Here is an 18,799-nt window from a genome sequence, read left to right on the forward strand (position 1 = left end):
CGCCTTCATCGCTGGTCGGCAGTATACCTGATTCGGTCGGCCAGAACCAAGATCAGGCCGCCTCGGGGGCGGCTCCGACGATCTGGCGGGCCTGCAGCATGGTCATCGGCTCGCCGAAGGCCGGCCCGAGGGCGTATTCGCAGCCGAGCCCGGCCAGCGCCTGCGCGTCGCTCTCCGATTCGCAGCCCTCCGCCACGATGGCGAGGTTCAGTTCGCTCGCCATCCGGACGATCGAGCGCAGGATCGCGGTCTGGCCGGTGCCGATCTGGCGCACGAAGGTCGCGTCGACCTTGATCGTGTCGAACGGGAAGCGCTGGAGGTAGGACAGGGCCGAGTAGCCGGTGCCGAAATCCGACAGGCACAGGCCGGCCCCGAGGTCGTGGATGCGGGCCAGCATCTGGGCGGCGTATTCCGGGTTCTCCATCACCAGGCTCTCGCTGAATTCCAGCTTGAGCGAGCCGGGCAGCGCCCCGGAGCGGGCCAGCACGGTTTTTACGTCGTGCAGGAGGTCGTGGCGCAGGAGCTGGCGCGACGACAGGTTGCAGGCCGCGAAGATCGGCGGCTCGACCTCGAGGGAACGCTGCCAGGCGGCGAGTTCCAGGGCGGTGCGCTCCAGGGCGAAGATGCCGAGGTTGACGACGAAGCCGCTCTCCTCGGCGAGCGGCATGAAGGTCGAGGCCGGGATGCGGCCGAGCTTCGGGTGGTCCCAGCGCAGCACGGTCTCGAACCCCGCCACGGTGCGGTCCTCGAGGCGGACCACCGGCAGGAACAGCACCCGCAGCTCGTTGCGCTCGATCGCCTTGCGCAGGTCGCTCTCCAGCATCAGCCGGTCGGAGCGGTCGGTGCGCATATGGGCGCGGAACACCTCGATGCGGTCGCCGCCGTTGCGCTTGGCCTGGATCATGGCGATCTCGGCGCTCTTGAACACCTCGTCGCGCTTCAGGTTCGCCCCCGCCTCGTAGAGCGCGAGCCCGATCGAGACGGTGAGGAAGATCTCCCGGTCGGCATAGGTGATCGGCGTGGCGATCGCCCGGCGGATCATCTCGGCAAACGCCAGGATCCGGTCGGGGTCGCGCTCGGACAGCAGGATCACGGCGAATTCGTCGCTGGTGATCCGGGCCAGGCTGTCCTGCGGCCGCAGCAGGCGGCCGAGCCGGCGGGACAGGGTCAGCAGGATCGAATCGCCCGCCGACAGGCCGATCGCGTCGTTGATGCCCTTGAACCGGTCGACATCCAGCACGATCACGGTCGGCTTGAGCCGCTGGTCCTGGCCGGCGAAGGCCAGAGCCGCGTCCAGGCGGTCGCCGAACAGCTCGCGGTTGGGCAGGCCGGTCAGGCTGTCGTGCACCGCGTCGTGGAGCAGGCGCTCCTCGGCGGTCTTGATCTCGGTGACGTCCGCGATGGTGCCGACCACGCGGATCACCTCGCCGTCGGCGCCGATCACCGGCCGCGCCTTCAGCCGGTACCAGAAATAGGTGCCGGCGGCCGAGCGCAGGCGGAAATCGTGGACGATGCGCCCGCGCCGCTCCTCGATCACCGTGTCGAGGGCCGCCGAGTAGCGCTCCACGTCGAACGGGTGGAGCGTGCCGAGCCAGTTCGTCGCCGGGCCCTCCAGGGTGCCCCGGGGCAGGCCGAGCTGCGCCTCGATCTCGGGGCCGGCGAAGACCCGGTCGGCCGGCACGTCCCAGTCGAACACCACGTCGCCCGCGCCGGTGAGCGCCAGCGCCCGCCGCTCGGTGTCCGACACGAGGGCATGGCTGAGGCCGCCCCCCGCGAAGGCGTGCTGCAGCACCGTGAAGCCGATCAGCATCACGATCAGCACCAGGCCGCCGATCAGCGCCGGCTGCACCAGGTCGCTGCCGATCTGGCCGGTGACCGCGAAGCCCGCCGCCGTCACCCAGACCACCAGCAGCAGCCAGGTCGGCACCAGCAGGATCGCCCGGTCGTAGCCGTTATGGGCGGCGAGGTAGACGATCAGCAGCAGGCCGATCCCCGCCACCGCGGCGATGGAGATGCGCGCCACCCCCGCCGCCACCGGCGGGTCGAACACCGCCAGCCCGACGAGGCCCGCCAGGAAGGCCAGCCAGAAGAACGCCACGTGACTGTAGCGCACGTGCCAGCGGGCGAGGTTCAGGTAGGCGAACAGGAACACCAGCAGCGTCGCCCCGAGCACCGCCTCGGCGGAGGCCCGGTAGACCCGCTCGGCCAATTCGGTGACGGGGAACACCCGCTGCAGGAAGCCGAAATCGATGCACGCATAGGCCAGCACCGACCAGGCCAGGGCCGCGGCGGCCGGGAAGATGATCGCACCCTTGACCACGAACACGATGGTCAGGAACAGCGCCAGCAACCCGCTGATGCCGATGATGATGCCCTTGTACAGGGTCAGCCCGGCGGTCTTGCGGCGGTAGGCGTCCTGATCCCACAGGTGCAGCTGGGGCACGTTGGGGCCGCGCAGCTCGGCGACGTAGGTGACCGTGGTGCCGGGATCCAGCGTGATCGTGAACTGGTCGGCCTCGGGGTTCTCGTCGCGCTCCGGGCGGATGCCCTGGCTCGCCGTGATGGCGGCGATCCGCGAGCCGCCGAGATCGGGCCAGATCACCCCGGAATCCACCAGCCGGAAATGCGGCGCCACCAGGATGCGGTCGATCTGCTCGTCGGTGTCGTTGGTGAGGGCGAACACGATCCAGTCCGGCCGGGCGCCGGCGTCCCGCGCCTTCACGACGATGCGGCGGACGATGCCGTCCTTGCCGGGCGCCGTGGAGATCTGGATCAGGTCGCCGTCCGAGCGGTAGCGCTCGATCGCGGTGGTCAGGTCGATCACCGGCGCGTCGAGGGTGACGCGCACCGCCTCGACGGCTTGAGCCGGCCCACACAGCGAGAGGGCACCGACGAGGCCGCCGACCAGGGTCAGGAGGAGGGCGAGGATGCGCAAGGGTGTCTTGAGTTCCGGCCGTGCGAGCTTCGGCATCGGCCACCCGGGCGGCCGCGATCGAAAGGAAGGCCCCGGCCCCGGGGCAGCCGCCCCGGTCCGGATCCGGACTCCGCGGATCGCGCCCCTTTGCGGCCAAATCAAGTTGGGCGGGGCAGGGGGCGTCGTTGCGGGGCCCGAACAGGGCGTCTCAGAGCCTGTCCGGCTCGGAGTGTCTTAACCCTCACCGTGGCTGGCGCGCGCGGTCGGGCGCCCCAACGGAGGCTCAAGCCCCCCGAAGCGCGGCGGCGATCCGGTCGAGGGCGGGCAGCTTGCGGATCGGGCCGATCGCCGCGAGCGTCGGGGCGCCCTCAAGCATCGCGGCCGCGGCGGCCCGCACGTCCGCCACCGTGACGGCGTCGACCTTGTCGATCACCTCGCCGGCCGGGATCACCCGGCCCCAGGCCAGGATCTGGCGGGCGTTGCGCTCGATGCGGCCGCCCGGCGTCTCCAGCGCCGAGAGCAGCGACACCTTCAGCTGCGCCTTGGCACGGGCGATCTCGGGCTCGGCGAGGTCCCGGGCGGCCCGGGCCGTGGCCGCCAGCGTCACGTCGACGAGCTCGGGCAGGTCCGCCCCCGCGGTCCCGGCGCCGATGCCGAACAGGCCGCAATCGGAGAACGGCCAGTGGAAGGCCTGGATCTCGTAGGCGAGGCCGCGGGTCTCGCGCACCTCCTGCCACAGCCGCGAGGTCAGGCCGCCGCCGAGCACCTGCGCGAACATGTGCAGCGCGTAGTAGCCGTCGTCCCGGAACGACAGGCCGGGCAAGCCGATCACGACGTTGGCCTGTTCGAGCTTGCGCGGCATCCGCCGCTCGCCGCCGCCGTAGAGCCCCGGCACCGCCGCGGGCGCCGCCTTGGCCGGCAGGGCGCCGAAATGGCGCTCGGCCGCCTCGACGATCGCCTCGTGGGTGACCGCGCCGGCCCCGGCCACGACGATCCGGTCCGGCGTGTATTCCCGGGCGAGGTAGGCGCGGATGCCGGCCTCGTCGAAGCTCCGGATCGTCTCGGGGCGCCCGAGGATCGGCCGTCCGACCGGCTGGTCCGGGAAGGCGGCCTCCGTGAAGGCGTCGTAGACCACGTCGTCCGGGGTGTCCTCGACGGCGGCGTATTCCTGCAGGATCACGCCCTTCTCGCGGGCGAGCTCGCCGGCATCGAACACCGAATCGGTGAGGATGTCGCCGATCACGTCGAGGGCGAGGCCGGCATCCTCGCCGAGCACCCGGGCGGTGTAGCTCGTCCCCTCCGTGGAGGTGGCGGCGTTGATCTCGCCGCCGACATTCTCGATCTCCTCGGCGATCCTCTGGGCCGAGCGCGTGCGCGTCCCCTTGAACGCCATGTGCTCGATGAGGTGCGACAGCCCGGCCTCGTCGGCGCGCTCGTTGCGCGAGCCGGCCCCGACCCAGACGCCGACGCTGGCGGTCGCCACCCCGGGCATCGGCTCGGTCACCACCGTGACGCCGTTGGCGAGCCGCGTGGTGCGCAGGGACGGGGAGGCGGCGTGCGTGGAGAAATGCTGGTTCATCGCGGGCTCAGGCACCCTTCGTGATGCGGGCGCGCGCGCGGATCAGCCGCTCCACGGCGGCCTGATCGTTGGCCACCGGGGTCATGCGCTCGGGCCGGTCCATGAGGTCGGCGAGGTGCGGCGGCAGGGGCGGGCGCAGGCCGCCGGTGGCCTTGGCGACCGCGTCGGGGAATTTCGCGGGGTGCGCCGTGGCCAGGGCGACGACGGGGGTCGCGGGATCCCGCTCCAGGAGCCGGCGGCCGGCGCGCACCCCGATGGCGCTATGGGGATCGAGCACGATCCCGGTGGCGGCCTGGGTCAGGGCGATCTCTTCCATCACGTAGGGCTCCGGCACCGCGACGGCGTCGAACTCGGAGCGGATTGAGGCCAGGATCTCCGGGCTCAAGGAAAAGCCGCCGGACTGCTTCAGCCCGGACATCAGCCGCGACAGCGCCGAGGCGTCGCGGCCGAGCGCCTCGAACAGCAGCCGCTCGAAGTTGGACGAGATCTGGATGTCCATGGAGGGCGAGGTCGTGGGCACGACGCCGCGCAGCGCGTAGGCGCCGTGCTCCAGGGTGCGCACCAGGATGTCGTTGGCGTTGGTGCCGATCATCAGCCGCTCGATCGGCAGCCCCATCCGCTTGGCGACCCAGCCGGCGAGCACGTCGCCGAAATTGCCGGTCGGCACCGCGAAGGAGACCGGCCGGTGGGGGGCGCCGAGCGCCACCGCGCTGGTGAAGTAGTACACCGCCTGCGCCGCGACCCGGGCCCAGTTGATCGAGTTGACCCCGGACAGGCGCACCGAATCGGCGAAATCCGCGTGCTGGAACAGGGCTTTGACCAGGTTCTGGCAATCGTCGAAGGTGCCGTCCACGGCGAGCGCGTGGACGTTCTGGGCCGGCACCGAGGTCATCTGCCGCCGCTGGACCTCCGACACGCGCCCGTGCGGGTAGAGGATGAAGATGTCGACCCGGTCGAGGCCCCCGAACGCCTCGACGGCGGCCGAGCCGGTATCCCCCGAGGTCGCGCCCACGATGGTGGCGCGGGTGTCGCGCTTGGTGAGCACGTGGTCCATCAGCCGCCCGAGCAGCTGCATCGCCACGTCCTTGAAGGCCAGCGTCGGCCCGTGGAAGAGCTCCAGCAGGAACAGGTTGTCGTCGAGCTGGGTCAGCGGGCAGACCGCCGGGTGCCGGAAGGTGGCGTAGGATTCGTCGATCATCCGGTCGAGATCGGTGTCTTCGATCTCGCCATCGATCAGCGGGCGCAGCACGCGCTTGGCGGCCTCCGCGTAGGGCTTGCCGGCGAAGCCGGCGATCTCCGCCCGGCCGATCTGCGGCCAGGTCTGCGGCACGTAGAGGCCGCCGTCGCGGGCGAGGCCAGCGAGGAGGGCATCCGAGAACGAGAGCGGCGCGGCCTCGCCGCGGGTCGAGACGTGGAGCACAGGGGCCTCCGGGAGGAAGGCGCCCCCTCTACACGATGCGGGCGGACCTGTCGAAAGTCCGGGCGGTCGCGGCGGGCCGGCGCGGTTTAACCGGGCCTGAACGGGCCGGTTCAGGACCGGTTGCGCGGCCGCTCCTAGGAACCGGATCACCCCCGCGGCACCCCGGTTCGACCGGCCGCCGCCGCCGGGGCGGCCCGACCCCGCCCGCGGGGTGCTTCCTCAGAGAGAGCCGACATGATTCTCCCCCTCATCCTTCGCCCCCTCGTCGTTCGCCCCCTCATCCTGGCAGGCGGCGCCGCGCTGCTGCTCGGCACCGCCGCGATCGCGCAGACCCCGCCCCCCGGCGGCCCGCGGCCGGGCCCGGAGGCGGGCGCTCCGCCGCCCCCGCCGCCGGGCGGTCCCCGGCGCGGTCCGGGCCCGGACGGAGCGCCCCCGCCGCCCGGCGGCCCGCAGCGCGGCCCCGGGCCCGACGGGCCGCCCCCGCCCCCGCCCCCGCCCCCGCCGAAGGGCGCGTACTTCCAGGTCGAGCGCGGCGATGCCCGGATCGACGTGAAATGCGCCGACGAGGAATCGATGAAGGCCTGCGCCGACATCACCCTGCAGCTGCTCGACAAACTCGCGACGCTGCGCCCCGGCGACGCCCGGTAGGCCCCACCCGGGGGGCGGGGCAAGAACCACCCCCGCCCCCACCCCGACACGGAAACAGGAACAGGATCAACGCCATGACCGATACGCAGACCGAACCGTTCGACGCCGCCGGCACCGTCTGGGCGGTGTTCGGGCACCGCTTCGCCCTCGACGGGGCCGGGGGGCGGATCCTGGCGGATCTCGGCCCGAAGGGCGCCGCCGGGATCGTCCTGGCGGCCGGCGACCGGGTCTCGCTGCGGGGCACGCGCAAGCCCTCCGAGATCAAGGTCACCCGCCTTACGCTTGCGGACGGCTCGACCCGCACGATCGACTGGCCCGAAAAGGACGCCTCCAAGAAGGACGCCCGCAAGACGGGCGCCGCCAAGACGGAGGGTCACGGCCATCCGGTGGCCGATCCCGCCCTGGCGGTCCGGGCCGCGGAGGCCGCGGGCTACGCGGTCGCCGGCGCGGAAGCCCAGGCATTTCGAGCTGCAGGGCGCAAAGGACGGCGTGCGCCACACGGTCCACGTCGCGCTCGACGGGACGATCCGGAAGGCCGTGGCGCTGGCCGCGTAAAGGTCGGCGGACGCGCGGGCGCGGGTCCGGGCGCCCGCCAGAAGCCCGTCAGGCACTTGTGCCCGGCGCCTTGATCAGGCGGCAGCCGGTGATGCGCCACGTCCCATCGGCGTCCCGGGCGAGGCTGTACTCGGCGGTCCAGTCGACGCCGTACTCGTCCTGGATCGCCACCGACTGCACCACGCCCGCCTCCCCGGTGTCCCGGCCCTCGCCGAACACGAAGCTGCGGTGGCGGTAGACCGGGCGGTACTGGTTGCGCACCATGCCGATGAACAGGTCGGCGTTCGGGAACATCTCCCGGATCGCCGGGGCCGCCTGGGCGTAGGCGGTCGGCGCGTCGTCGCGCCCGAGCGCCTCGACCTGCCGGGTGATCACCGCCCGCGCCTCCGTCCGGGCGCCGTCATCGGCCGCCGCCGGCCCCGCGACGCCGGGGAGCACCAGGAGGGGGAGCAGCAGGAGGGCGAGCCACGCGCGCATCGACGGTCACTCCGATCGGGCGCCTCCCACGAGACCCCTGAGCCGACAGAACATCTAGACGGGCCGCGGCGGTCGGCAAGCACCGCGCGCGCAGGATGTGCAGATATCGCGCGCTGGTTGTGCAAGCCGCTGGAAAGAGAGGCATTTTCCGCCTCATCCCGGCGCACGGGTTTGCTTCTGTGCCCAGGTTTTGCGAGCGTCCGCTCGACCGACTCAAGCCCTGCGGGGCTCGGCCGAGCGAAGGAGAGGGCGATGGTGCAGAGCCAGGTGGACGCCGAGACCGTTCCCGTGCCCCTTCCAGACACCGTGCCCCTTCCCGACACCGTGCCGGCCGGGGACGTCGCCCCGATGAGCGTCGGGGTGTTCATCCCGATCGGCAACAACGGCTGGCTGCTGTCGGAGAACGCCCCGCAATACCGGCCGAGCTTCGCGCTCAACAAGCAGGTCACCCTCAAGGCGGAGGCGCACGGCCTGGATTTCGCCCTGTCGATGATCAAGCTGCGCGGCTTCGGCGGCAAGACCGAGTTCTGGGACCACAACCTCGAGTCGTTCACCCTGATGGCGGGGCTGGCCGCGATCACCACCCGGATCAAGCTGTTCGCCACCGCGGCGACCCTGTGCATGCCGCCGGCGATCACCGCCCGCATGGCCGCGACGATCGATTCGATCTCGGACGGCCGCTTCGGCCTGAACCTCGTCACCGGCTGGCAGAAGCCGGAATACGACCAGATGGGCCTGTGGCCCGGCGAGGCGTATTTCGCGAAACGATACGACTACTTGGCAGAGTATGCTCAGGTTCTGCGCGAGCTGTGGGAGACGGGTGCCAGCGACCTCAAGGGCACGTATTTCCAGATGAACGATTGCCGCCTGAGCCCCCGCCCGCAGGCGCCGATGAAGATCATCTGCGCCGGCCAGAGCGGGGCCGGCCTGGATTTCACGGCCCGCTACGCCGACTACAATTTCTGCTTGGGGAAAGGCCTCAACACGCCCACCGCGTTCGCCCCCGTGGTGGAGCGGCTGGCCGAGGCCAGCGCCAGGACCGGGCGGCGCGTGACCGCCTACGCGCTGTTCATGATCATCGCCGACGAGACCGACGCCGCCGCGATGGCGACCTGGGCGCATTACAAGGCCGGCGCCGATACCGAGGCGATCGCCTGGCTCGGCCTCCAGGGCGCGGCCGACACCAAATCCGGCAGCGACACGAACGTCCGCCAGCTCGCCGACCCGACCTCCGCGGTGAACCTCAACATGGGCACCCTGGTGGGCAGCTACGCCCAGGTGGCCGCGATGCTGGACACGATCATGACGATCGACGGCGTCGAGGGCGTGCTGCTGGTGTTCGACGACTTCCTGACCGGCCTCGACGCGTTCGGGACCCGGATCCAGCCGCTGATGCGGTCCCGCCGGCACGTGGTGCCGGCACCGCTCCGAGACGTGGCGTGACGAGAGAAGTGGCGTGATGGATTTGCAAGCCGGATTCCACGATCCCCAGGGCCGCCACGGCGGCGTGATCCTGCCGGCCCGGCCCGAGCCGATCGCCTTCGACCCGGCCGCGACCGCGCTGATCGTCGTGGACGTGCAGAACGCCTACGCGAGCCCGGGCGGCTATCTCGACCTCGCGGGCTTCGACGTGTCGGGCACCGGCCCGGTCATCGCCCGGATCGCCCGGGCGGTGGCCGCCGCCCGGGCGGCGGGCATCCGGATCCTGTGGTTCCAGAACGGCTGGGACCCGGACTATGTCGAGGCCGGCGGCCCGGGCTCGCCGAACTGGCACAAGTCCAACGCCCTCAAGACCATGCGGCGGCGGCCCGAGATGAACGCGCAGCTCCTGGCCAAGGGCTCGTGGGACTACGCCCTGGTCGATGCCCTGAAGCCGGAGCCCGGCGACATCGTGCTGGGCAAGCCGCGCTACAGCGGCTTCTACAACACGCCGCTCGACAGCATGCTGCGGGCCCGGGGGGTGAACACGCTGGTCTTCACCGGCATCGCCACCAATGTCTGCGTCGAGTCGACCCTGCGGGACGGCTACCACCGGGAGTATTTTGGAATTGTGCTCGCCGACGCCACCCACCAGGCAGGCCCGCGGAGCCTGCACGAGGGGGCGCTCGCCAACATCGAGACCTTCTTCGGATGGGTCTCGGACGTGGCTTCGTTCGAGACGGCGCTGAGCGCGCAGACACGCGCCGCCGCCGAATAGACCGCCCGCAATCCCCGAACCCGCACCGCGAAAGTCCCGAAACAATGCCGAAGCAGGTCGTCATCCCGCCGGGGTCGGGCAAGCCGCTCGCCCCCTACGTGCCCGGCACCCTGGCCGACGGGGTGCTGTACGTCTCGGGCACGCTGCCGCTCGATGCCGACGCCAACGTCGTCCATGTCGGCGACGCGGGCGCCCAGGCCCGGCACGTGCTGGAAACGATCAAGGGCGTGGTCGAGGCCGCGGGCGGCACGATGGACGACGTGACCTTCAACCACGTCTTCCTCAAGGACTGGGCCGATTACGCGGCGATCAACGCGGTCTACGCGGCGTATTTCCCGGGCGAGAAGCCGGCGCGCTACTGCATCCAGTGCGGCCTGGTGAAACCCGACGCCCTCGTGGAGATCGCCTCGGTGGCCCATATCGGCCGCTGATCAACGACCCCGAAGAAGCTGCGGCGCGAGGCCGGGCAGGGCGGCGGCCAAAAGTCCGGCCGCGCGCAGCACCTCCGCGGCCTCTTGCGGCGAGCGGCGGGCAAGAGCCAGGAGAAGCCGCAGCGGCACCTGCGCGCCAAAACTCGCCAGCGTGAGGGCGAGGGCCGCGACACGGCCGTGATGCTTGTGCGCATACAGGATCTGGCTGCGCAGGACGTAGAACAGCCGGCGGGCCCGCACCTGCCGGGTCGTGCCCTGGCCGACATGGTGGGCGACCGCACCGGCCACGTGCCGCACCGCGAAGCCGGCGGCGCGGGCGCGGGTGCAGAGGTCGGCATCCTCCCAGTAGACGAAGAAGCGGGGGTCGAAGCCGCCGAGCGCCGCGAACAGGTCCCGGCGGATCATCAGGAACGCACCCATCACCTGCCCGACGGCGCGGTCGTCGGCATGGTCCCATTCGACCAGAAAATGCGGCCGCACGAGTCCCAGCCGGTCGAGTGCGAGGGCGCGGCCGAGCAGGCCGAGACCCGTGGGCGCCCGGGCGCAGGAGCGCGCGGTCCGGCCGTCCGGATCGACCAGCCGGGCGCCGACGATCCCGGTGCGCGGGTCGGCCGACAGGGCGTCCAGGGCCACCCGGAGCGCGTCGGGGGCGACCTGCGTGTCCGGGTTGAGGAACAGGATCGCGGGGGCCTCCCCGGCGGCGGCGCCCTGGTCGCAGGCCCGGCCGAAGCCGCGATTCTCGGCGTTGCGGATCAGCCGGAGCGGGCGGGGCAGGGCGGGCAGGTCGTCCACCGAGCCGTCCCGGGAGGCGTTGTCCACCACGATGACCTGCACGGCGGCGGCCTCCTGGACGGCCGCAAGGCTCGCCAGGCAGGCGCCGAGCAGGGCGCCGCCGTTCCAGTTGACGATCACCACGTCGAGGATCGGGCGCTGTGTCATACGCGATCCCGCGGGGGCCCGAGACGCCCGAGGGCGCCGTCGCGGGCGGCTCCGAGCAGCCGCAGCAGCACGGCGGGCCGCCAGCCCGAATCCGCCCAATACAGCCCGGCCTGGAGCGGCAGGTAGGCGGCCTGCGCGAGCTTCCAGCGCAGGGGCACGTGCGGCAGGCGCCAGGCATAGACCGCGTTGCGCAGGTAGGTCGCCATCCGGAACAGGGGCTGGCGCGGCATCGCGATCCCGAGGCCGCGGATCACCCCGCCGCCGACCCGGTGGGGGATCGCGACGTCCCGGGCGAGGTAGCAGCCCCAGCCCAGGCTCCAGGCGCGAAAGCACCATTCCAGCTCGACGCCGTCGATGAAGAAGTCGGCGCGGAACGGCCCGACCCGGGCGAGGGCGTCGAGGTCGATGAGCGAGCCGGAGGTCGCCAGGAACTGCACCGGAGCGAGGGCGCCGCAGGCTGGAGGGAGGGCGCCGCAGGCCGGCGCGCCGGGGCGGGCCGGGTAGGACGGCGCCTTGTGGCCGGCGGCCGGCGCGGGGGCCGGCCCCACGACGGCGACCGGAATCGCGGCCTCCCGGAGCCGGTCGCGGGCGGCGAGCAGCGCCGCGGCCAGCCCGGCGGGCGGCTCGGCATCCTGGTCGAGCAGCAGCAGGGCCTCGGCGCCGCCCGCCCGGGCCGATGCGGCGATCCGGTTGAGCGCCTCGGCGATACCGACATTGCGCCCCGCCGACAGCACGGCGACGCCGGCCCGGGCCAGGCGCTCCGCGTCCGCATCCGCCAGGCCGCCATCGTCGAAGGCGATCACCCGGGTGGATCCCGACGCGGCGTGCGCCAGCACCCGGTCCACCTGGTCCCGGCTCGGCCGGAACAGGGTGATGCCGAGCGCGAGGCGGTCCAGTCCTGGATCAGGCACGGGCCGAACTCCGGCCGCGCACGCCCACTCCACTGCGAAGGTCTGCCCGGCGTCGAGGGCCCCGCGGGTCGGCATCGATCGAGCGGGGGGGCCGGACTGGAAAGCCGGCGAGGCGGCGCATGGCGTCGATCCGGTCTCGAGAGAGCGCGCGCCGCCGACGTGGAGACCGGTACGGCATCAGCGAGCGCGTTGGATCAAGGGCCGCTTCGATATCGCGGACCCCGGTCCCCGACAAGCGGCCAGGCCGGATCACGCGGCCGCGCAGGCCGAGGACGGGCCGGCCCATGGTTTACGGACTCGGCCGGTTCCGTTAGTTCGACGGGCGAAGAATACGCGGCCCGCCTCCGCGCCTCGCACGCCCCCGACGCTGCCGACCATGATCCGATCCGAGACCAGCGCCTCGACCGCGTCGACCCCGAAGGCGGCCGACGGATGCCGCGCCTCGTGACGGCGCGCGGCGATCATACCCCCGCAGAGCCCTGAGATGCGCCTCGGTTTGCCCCCGACCCTCGGGCGGTTCAAGCGCCGCCTCGGCCGGCCGGTCGCGCGCGGCGTCACGGAGTCCGCGCGCGTCCTGCGCCTCGGCTGGCGCCAGATCAGCGACCCGCTGGGCCGGCCCGGCGCGCTGCAGGCCCGCTGGGCCGACGCCGAGGCCGGAGTCGGCGACACCCTCGAGACGCGCCTGGTCGCGGCGCTGGAGCCGCATGTCGATACGGGCTTCTACGCGAGCTGGTACGGCATCACGGTCGATCCCGTGCGCGACTACTTCACGGTCGGCTGGCGCGCGGGCCGGGATCCGCGGCCCGACTTCTCGACCGACGACTACCTCGCCGCGCGGCCGTATCTGGCCGCCGCCGGCATCAACCCGTTCCTGCACTGGGTGACGGCGCAGCGCGCTAAAGGCGGCGCCCTGCCCAGGCCCGACACCGGGCAGGCCGAGCGCCTGGCCCGCCGCCTCGTGGACAGCGCGTTCTACCTCGCCAACAACCCCGACCTGCAGGCCGCCGGCGTCGATCCGGCCGGCCACTACATGGCGTCCGGCTGGCGCGAGGGCCGCGAGCCGTCGCCGCATTTCGACACCCTGGCCTACTGCCTGACCCGAAACATCTCCTACGTGACCCAGAACCCGCTGGTGCACTACGTCCTGCACGGCGGCCCGGCCCGGCCCGAGCCCAAGGATCTTTTCGCGCTTCAGGCCGAGGCGCTCGCGCCCTACTTCGACGCCGCCTTTTTTCGCCAAGGGCTGGACGAGCCGGAGGAGGCCTCCGACGCGGAGCTGATGCGGGCCTACGTGGCCGGCGGCTGGCGTGCGCTGCGCAGCCCGCGCCAGGATTTCGACCCGGCCGGCTTCGTGCAGGCGCGCGCCGGCAGCCGGGCAGTGATCGGCGACCCGTTCTTCCGGTACGTGGCCGAGACCCGGCTCGCGGGGAAAAAGCCGTTCGCGGGCCCGGACAGGTTGAACGTCCCGGCCGTGGACGAGGCCTGGTACCGGGCGACCTACGCGGATGTGGGGGAGGCCGGCCCCTACCTCCACTTCGCCACAAGCGGCTGGCGGGAGCTGCGCGATCCCGGCCCGGGCCGGTCGACGCTCGACGCGCTGCTGCGCGTCTGCGGCCTGCGCCCGGCGCGTCCGCCCGCGGAGGACACGCTCTGGCTCGGCGCGGTCAGCCGGAAGCCCCTGGACCGGCCGGCGTCCCTGGACCGGAGGGCGTCCCTGGACCTGCAGGCCGGGCTGGCGGCGCTCCATTTCGACCATGCCTTCTACCGGCAGCGCTACGGCCTGGCGGAGGACGCCGACGCGGTCCGCGATTATTGCGACGCCGGCTGGCGGGACGGCCGCAACCCGCGCGCCGACTTCAACGGCCAGGCCTATCTCGACGCGCATCCCTGGGTGCGGGAGACCGGGATCGCGCCCCTCGTCCACCACCTCGCCACGGCGCTGCTGCACGGCGTCGACATCGCGGCCGGGACATTCGATCCGCATTACGGCCCGGCGCCCTCCGAGGCGGACGCCCTGGCGGAACAGGCCCGGCTGATCGAGCCCTTCTTCGACGCCGCGTTCTACGCGAAGCGCAATCCCGATGTCGCCGGCGCGGCGGGCGGCCCACTCGCCCATTTCGTCGCCTACGGCCAGCACGAGGGCCGCGACCCCAGCAAGGCCTTCTCGATCGCCTTCTACGCGGAGACCTACGGCCACCTGTTCGCGCCGGGCGAACCGCCGTTCCTGCACTACGTCCGCACCGGCCGGGCTGCCGGGCTGATGGGCGGCCCGGAGGATCTCGGCACCTGGCCGGCCATGGAGGCGCCCGAGCCGCGGGACTGGGACGGCCTGCCCCGCGCGCTCACCCTCGCCCAGGCCCGGGTCGTCGTGATCATGCCGGTCTACAAGGGCCGCGGCGAGACCCTGCGCGCCATCTACGCCTGCCTGTCCGCCCCGCAGAACACACCCTTCACCCTGCTCGCGGTCAACGACCGGTCCCCCGACCCGCAGCTGACCGCAGACCTGAAGGACCTCGCCGGCCGCGGCCTGTTCCACCTCGTCGAAAACCCAGACAACCTCGGCTTCGTCCGCTCGGTCAACCGCGGCCTGTCCCTGCGCCAGGGCCGCGCCGCGGTCCTGCTCAACTCCGATGCCGAGGTGTTCGGCGACTGGCTCGACCGGCTCGTCGCCCACGCCGAGGCCGCCGAGACGGAGGGCCGCCCGCCGGTCGGCAGCGTCACGCCCCTGTCCAGCAACGCCACGATCTGCAGCTACCCGAAGTTCAACGCCAACAACGCCATGGCGCTGGAGATCCCCCGGCCCGACCTCGACCAGGCCGCCAAGGCGCTCAACCGCGGCCGCTCGGTCGAGGTGCCCACCGGGGTCGGCTTCTGCATGTATATGACCGCCGCCGCGCTCGATGCCGTCGGCACCCTCGATGCGGTCGCCTTCGGCAAGGGCTACGGCGAGGAGAACGACTGGTGCATGCGCGCCCGCAAGGCGGGGTTCTCGAACCTGCTGGCCGAGGACGTGTACGTCTACCATGCCGGGCAGATCTCGTTCGGGCTCGATCCGGGCGGCGAGTACGACCAGGGCCAGGCGGCCTTGCTCGCCAAGCACCCGGACTACCCGGCGCTGGTCGGCCAGTTCGTCCAGGCCGATCCGGGCCGGCGCGGCCGGGCGCGGCTCGACCTGTACCGGCTCGCCCGGCACTTCCGCGGCCGGGCGGTGCTGTTCGTGACCCACAGCTGGGGTGGCGGCATCCAGCGGCACATCGACGACATGATCGCCCGGCTGAAAGCCGAGGGCACCGCCGTGGTGCTGCTCTCGGTCGACCGGGCCCGCAACATCCAGGTCAACGTCTCGTACCGCAGCCGGGAGTTCGTGTACCTGCCGAGCCTGGATAGTCTGTACCTGCCCCGCGACGCCGAGGCGGTCTCCGCGTTCATCGACCAGCTGGCGCCGCTCTTGATCCACGTGCACTCGCTGGCGGGCCTGCGCTGGAACGCGGCGCGCGCGCTGATGGATCTGGTCGCCGGCTCGGGGCGGCCCTACGCCTGGACGCTGCACGACTTCTCGCCGGTCTGCCACCGCAACCACCTGGTGATGCCGGACGGGCGCTATTGCGGGCTGGCGCCGGTGCCCGTGTGCCGGGACTGCCTGGCCTCGGACGCGGACGGCTACGAGGAGCCGGATCCTGAGGAGCGCCGGGCCGCGTTCGGACGGTTCCTGGCCGGGGCGGCGCGGGTGTTCGCGCCGTCGGCCGACACGGCGGGGCGGATCGGGGCGGTGTATCCGGATCTGGCGATCACGGTGCGGCCGCATGTCGAGCACGACCGCAGCGTGCGCTCCACCACCCTGCGCCGGCCGGGCCGCGTGCGCCGGGTCGCGGTGCTCGGCGCGATCAGCGCCACCAAGGGCGGCCTGTTCCTCCAGGCGCTGGCGACCGACGCGCAGGACCGGAAGCTGCCGCTGCGCTTCGCGATCGTGGGCTACACCGATCCCGCGCTCACGGGCGGCCTGGAGCGGGCCGGGGTGACCCAGACCGGCCGCTATGCCGGCGACGCCGAGGCGCTGGATCTCGTCGGGCGGGTTTCCGCCGACCTGATCCTGCTGCCGGCGATCTGGCCGGAGACCTACTCGTACGCCCTGACGCTCGGGCTGCGGACCGGCCTGCCGGTGGCGGCCTTCGACCTCGGCGCCCAGGGCGACCGGCTGCGCGCCTACCCGAACGGCCATGGCCTGCCCTACGCCTTGGCCAACGATCCGGGCGCCTTCAACGACCGGCTGCTGGCGATCGACGTCTCCCCCGGCGGAGAGCTCTCGGTGCCGATCCAGGCGGCCGAATACGACGACCTGATGCGCGACTACTACGTCCTGGACCTGAATCCGGCCGGGGCGCAAAACCCACTCGACGAGGACGCCGCATGATCTCCGTCAACGAGGACATGAAGCAGGAGATGCTGCGGCGCGGCATCTCGGTGCTGCATCCGGCTCCGTTCGGCCTGCCGGAGGATTGCACCTTCGAGCCGCCGTGCAGCATCAAGTGGATGGGGATCGATTACTGCCTCACCATGGGGGCGTTCTCGTACGCGGTGAGCGGCTACTATTTCGGCGCCGACATCGCCCGCTACTGCTCGATCGGCGAGAGCGTCCAGGTCGGGCGCGGCAGCCACCCGGTGCATTGCGGCTCGACCTCGCCGCTGTTCTACACGCACCATTCGGCGGTGTTCGACCACCACGATCCGCGCGCCGAGGATTACGAGATCTGCGGGCCCTACCTGTGGCCCAAGCGCGTGCGCATCGGCAACGACGTCTATATCGGCCACGGCGCCTTCCTGATGCCCGACATCACCATCGGCGACGGGGCGATCATCGGCGCCATGGCGGTGGTGACCAAGGACGTGCCGCCCTACGCGATCGTGGCCGGCAGCCCGGCCCGGGTGGTGAAGATGCGCTTCCCCGACGCGCTGATCGAGCGCTACCTGGCGGTGCGCTGGTGGCGCTACGCCTTCTGGGACCTGCGCCAGTGCTCGATCACCGACCCCGAGAAATTCCTCGACGCCGTGGAAGAACGGATCGCCGGCGGGATGCAGGAATACCGCCCGGACCTGATCCCGATCCAGTCGCTGATCCCGGGCGCCTGAGGCTCACGCTTCCGCGTCGGCGAACCGCTGCGCGAACGCCGCCACCAGCGCGTCGGCGGCCGGCTCGCTCAGGTCGCTGAAGCAGAGCCCGTCGCCGACGAACACGGTCCACACCCCGTCATAGGTCGCTTCCTTGCGAATCCGCATGGCCGCCCTCCGGCATCGATGCGGGTCAACGGTTGGGCGCGGGGAGCGTTGCTTCGATGGTGGAGGGCCGACGCTGGCCGGCCCTCGCTCCGCCACAAGCGCCCGACGAGGACGCGGCGCTTGTCGCCGTCCTGCGCGACAGCAGCCTCACCCCGCCAGCACCCGCGCCGCCGCCGCGCCGAGCGCGCGCACGCCAAAGGCCAGGTCCGCGTCGCTGGTATCCTCCGCCCAATGATGGCTGATGCCGCCGATCGATGGGACGAACAGCATCGCGGCCGGGAGGATCCGGGCGATGTTCTGGGCGTCGTGGCCGGCGCCCGAGGGCATCACCTGCCAGTGGCCGGGACAGACCTGCTCGGCAGCCTCGGAGAGGGCCCGCATCAGGCCCGGGTCGCAGGGGGCGGGAACGGCCTTGGACAGGACCGTGAGCGTGGCGGGGCAGCGCTCGCGCCGGTTGGATTCGCGCACCAGTGCCTCGAGGCAGGCTTCCATCCGCTCCAGCACCGGGATCGATACGTCGCGGAACTGGAAAGCCACCTCGGCCCGGCCCGGGATGATGCTGTAGCCGCCGGGATCCAGGGTGATCCGCCCCGTGGTCCAGGTGCTGCGCGGGCCGCAGAGTTTCGGGAATTCCCGGTCGATCGCCGCGAGCAGGCGTATCGCCGAGAGCCCCGCATCCCGGCGCTCGGCCATGGTGGTGCCGCCGGCATGGTCCTGGTTGCCTTCGAACACGATCCGGAATTGCCAGATCGCCACGATGCCGCTGACCACGCCGAGATGCAGGCCGGCGGATTCGAGCTGCGTCCCCTGCTCGATATGCAGTTCCAGGAAGCCCCGGTAGCGGGCCGGGTCGATCCGCAGCCGCGGCAATCCGGCGAGCCCGGCGGCTTCGAGGGCCGCGCGGAGCGGCGTGCCGTCGGTGCGGTTGTAGGCGGCGTCGATCTCGGCCTCGGTGAGGTCGCCGATCGCCGAGCGGCTGCCCAGGAAGCCGCCGGAGAAGTGCCCCTCCTCGTCCGCGAAGGCGACGACGTCGACGGGCAGCCCGGCCCGGGCCAGGGCCAACCCGGCGACCACGCCCAGCGCCCCGTCGAGCCAACCGGCCTCGTTCTGGGTCTCGATGTGGCTGCCGACCAGGAGGTGGGGTCCGGGCCCGCGATGGCGCCCGAGCACGTTGCCGATCCCGTCGATCGACGCCTCCAGCCCGCAGGCCTCCAGACGGGCCATCAGCCAGCGGCGCGAGTCCATGTCCTGGGGCGAGAAGGTCGGCCGGTGGACGCCGGTGCGGAACCGGCCGATCGCGCGCAGGGCGTAGAGGTCGGCCAGGAAAGTATCGGTATCGATCTCGGTCATGCGGTCCCCGGGGCTGAACGCACGGGCGGTGCAAGCGCCATGCGCGCCTGTGGGTTTCCAAAGGGCAAGCCCTTTGGCGGGGTGTCGGGGCGGAGCCCGACAGC

At 72.2% G+C, this 18,799-nt stretch carries 15 protein-coding genes; 7 read left to right on the forward strand and 8 right to left on the reverse strand.

The genetic code is table 11. The features are described from left to right. Positions 1–52: 52 nt before the first annotated feature. The 3 genes from ACYQPG_RS18240 to thrC all read right to left on the reverse strand — a co-directional run bounded on the left by ACYQPG_RS18240 (position 53) and on the right by thrC (position 5,913). The gene (locus ACYQPG_RS18240; RefSeq protein WP_147910311.1) at positions 53–2,971 is read right to left on the reverse strand and encodes a sensor domain-containing phosphodiesterase; all 2,919 of its coding nucleotides are present in this window, start codon (positions 2,969–2,971) and stop codon (positions 53–55) included. A gap of 226 nt (positions 2,972–3,197) precedes the next feature. Continuing rightward, complete coding sequence (locus ACYQPG_RS18245; RefSeq protein WP_147910310.1) at positions 3,198–4,493, reverse strand: M16 family metallopeptidase; 1,296 nt, start codon at positions 4,491–4,493, stop codon at positions 3,198–3,200. 7 nt (positions 4,494–4,500) lie between these two features. Then, a complete protein-coding gene (gene thrC, locus ACYQPG_RS18250; RefSeq protein WP_461231431.1) occupies positions 4,501–5,913 on the reverse strand; it encodes a threonine synthase in 1,413 nt (470 codons plus the stop codon). Positions 5,914–6,147: 234 nt separating this feature from the next. On the opposite strand from thrC, the gene ACYQPG_RS18255 reads away from it, so the two are divergent. Beyond that, positions 6,148–6,561 (forward strand): hypothetical protein, encoded by a 414-nt coding sequence (locus tag ACYQPG_RS18255; protein WP_461231432.1) that lies wholly within the window; start codon positions 6,148–6,150, stop codon positions 6,559–6,561. Positions 6,562–6,635: 74 nt separating this feature from the next. Continuing rightward, positions 6,636–7,190, forward strand: coding sequence for a hypothetical protein (locus ACYQPG_RS18260; RefSeq protein ID WP_461231433.1), 555 nt, complete (start codon positions 6,636–6,638; stop codon positions 7,188–7,190). Here ACYQPG_RS18260 and ACYQPG_RS18265 read toward each other — a convergent pair. Continuing rightward, positions 7,165–7,593: a DUF4864 domain-containing protein gene (locus ACYQPG_RS18265; RefSeq protein ID WP_147910882.1), complete on the reverse strand. Its 429-nt coding sequence runs from the start codon at positions 7,591–7,593 to the stop codon at positions 7,165–7,167. The genes ACYQPG_RS18260 and ACYQPG_RS18265 overlap by 26 nt on opposite strands. Positions 7,594–7,941: 348 nt before the next feature. Here ACYQPG_RS18265 and rutA point away from each other — a divergent pair, with 348 nt between their 5' ends. Genes rutA through rutC form a run of 3 tightly spaced genes read left to right on the forward strand, consistent with a single transcriptional unit; the run spans position 7,942 to position 10,221 of the window. Further along, complete coding sequence (rutA, locus tag ACYQPG_RS18270; protein WP_419828551.1) at positions 7,942–9,036, forward strand: pyrimidine utilization protein A; 1,095 nt, start codon at positions 7,942–7,944, stop codon at positions 9,034–9,036. Between the two features lie 16 nt (positions 9,037–9,052). Beyond that, a complete protein-coding gene (rutB, locus tag ACYQPG_RS18275) occupies positions 9,053–9,790 on the forward strand; it encodes a pyrimidine utilization protein B (RefSeq protein ID WP_147941817.1) in 738 nt (245 codons plus the stop codon). Positions 9,791–9,834: 44 nt separating this feature from the next. Next, positions 9,835–10,221 (forward strand): pyrimidine utilization protein C, encoded by a 387-nt coding sequence (gene rutC, locus ACYQPG_RS18280; RefSeq protein WP_147910883.1) that lies wholly within the window; start codon positions 9,835–9,837, stop codon positions 10,219–10,221. On the opposite strand, the gene ACYQPG_RS18285 is transcribed toward rutC, so the two are convergent. Together ACYQPG_RS18285 and ACYQPG_RS18290 are read right to left on the reverse strand one after the other, a co-directional pair. Beyond that, the gene (locus ACYQPG_RS18285; RefSeq protein WP_147957803.1) at positions 10,222–11,160 is read right to left on the reverse strand and encodes a glycosyltransferase family 2 protein; all 939 of its coding nucleotides are present in this window, start codon (positions 11,158–11,160) and stop codon (positions 10,222–10,224) included. After that, positions 11,157–12,071 carry a glycosyltransferase family protein gene (locus tag ACYQPG_RS18290; protein ID WP_461231434.1) on the reverse strand — a complete coding sequence of 305 codons (915 nt, stop codon included), beginning with the start codon at positions 12,069–12,071 and terminating at the stop codon, positions 11,157–11,159. The genes ACYQPG_RS18285 and ACYQPG_RS18290 overlap by 4 nt, the downstream gene beginning before the upstream one ends. Positions 12,072–12,555: 484 nt before the next feature. On the opposite strand from ACYQPG_RS18290, the gene ACYQPG_RS18295 reads away from it, so the two are divergent. After that, the gene (locus tag ACYQPG_RS18295; protein WP_461231435.1) at positions 12,556–16,482 is read left to right on the forward strand and encodes a glycosyltransferase; all 3,927 of its coding nucleotides are present in this window, start codon (positions 12,556–12,558) and stop codon (positions 16,480–16,482) included. Further along, positions 16,479–17,198 carry a CatB-related O-acetyltransferase gene (locus ACYQPG_RS18300; RefSeq protein WP_147910474.1) on the forward strand — a complete coding sequence of 240 codons (720 nt, stop codon included), beginning with the start codon at positions 16,479–16,481 and terminating at the stop codon, positions 17,196–17,198. The genes ACYQPG_RS18295 and ACYQPG_RS18300 overlap by 4 nt, the downstream gene beginning before the upstream one ends. Positions 17,199–17,201: 3 nt before the next feature. Here ACYQPG_RS18300 and ACYQPG_RS18305 read toward each other — a convergent pair whose 3' ends face one another. Together ACYQPG_RS18305 and ACYQPG_RS18310 are read right to left on the reverse strand one after the other, a co-directional pair. After that, on the reverse strand, positions 17,202–17,345 hold the full coding sequence (locus ACYQPG_RS18305) for a hypothetical protein (RefSeq protein ID WP_187193614.1): 144 nt from the start codon (positions 17,343–17,345) through the stop codon (positions 17,202–17,204). Positions 17,346–17,492: 147 nt separating this feature from the next. Next, the gene (locus ACYQPG_RS18310; RefSeq protein ID WP_147910473.1) at positions 17,493–18,695 is read right to left on the reverse strand and encodes a Zn-dependent hydrolase; all 1,203 of its coding nucleotides are present in this window, start codon (positions 18,693–18,695) and stop codon (positions 17,493–17,495) included. Between the last annotated feature and the right edge of the window lie 104 nt (positions 18,696–18,799).

The organism is Methylobacterium sp. CM6246 (assembly GCF_054818005.1).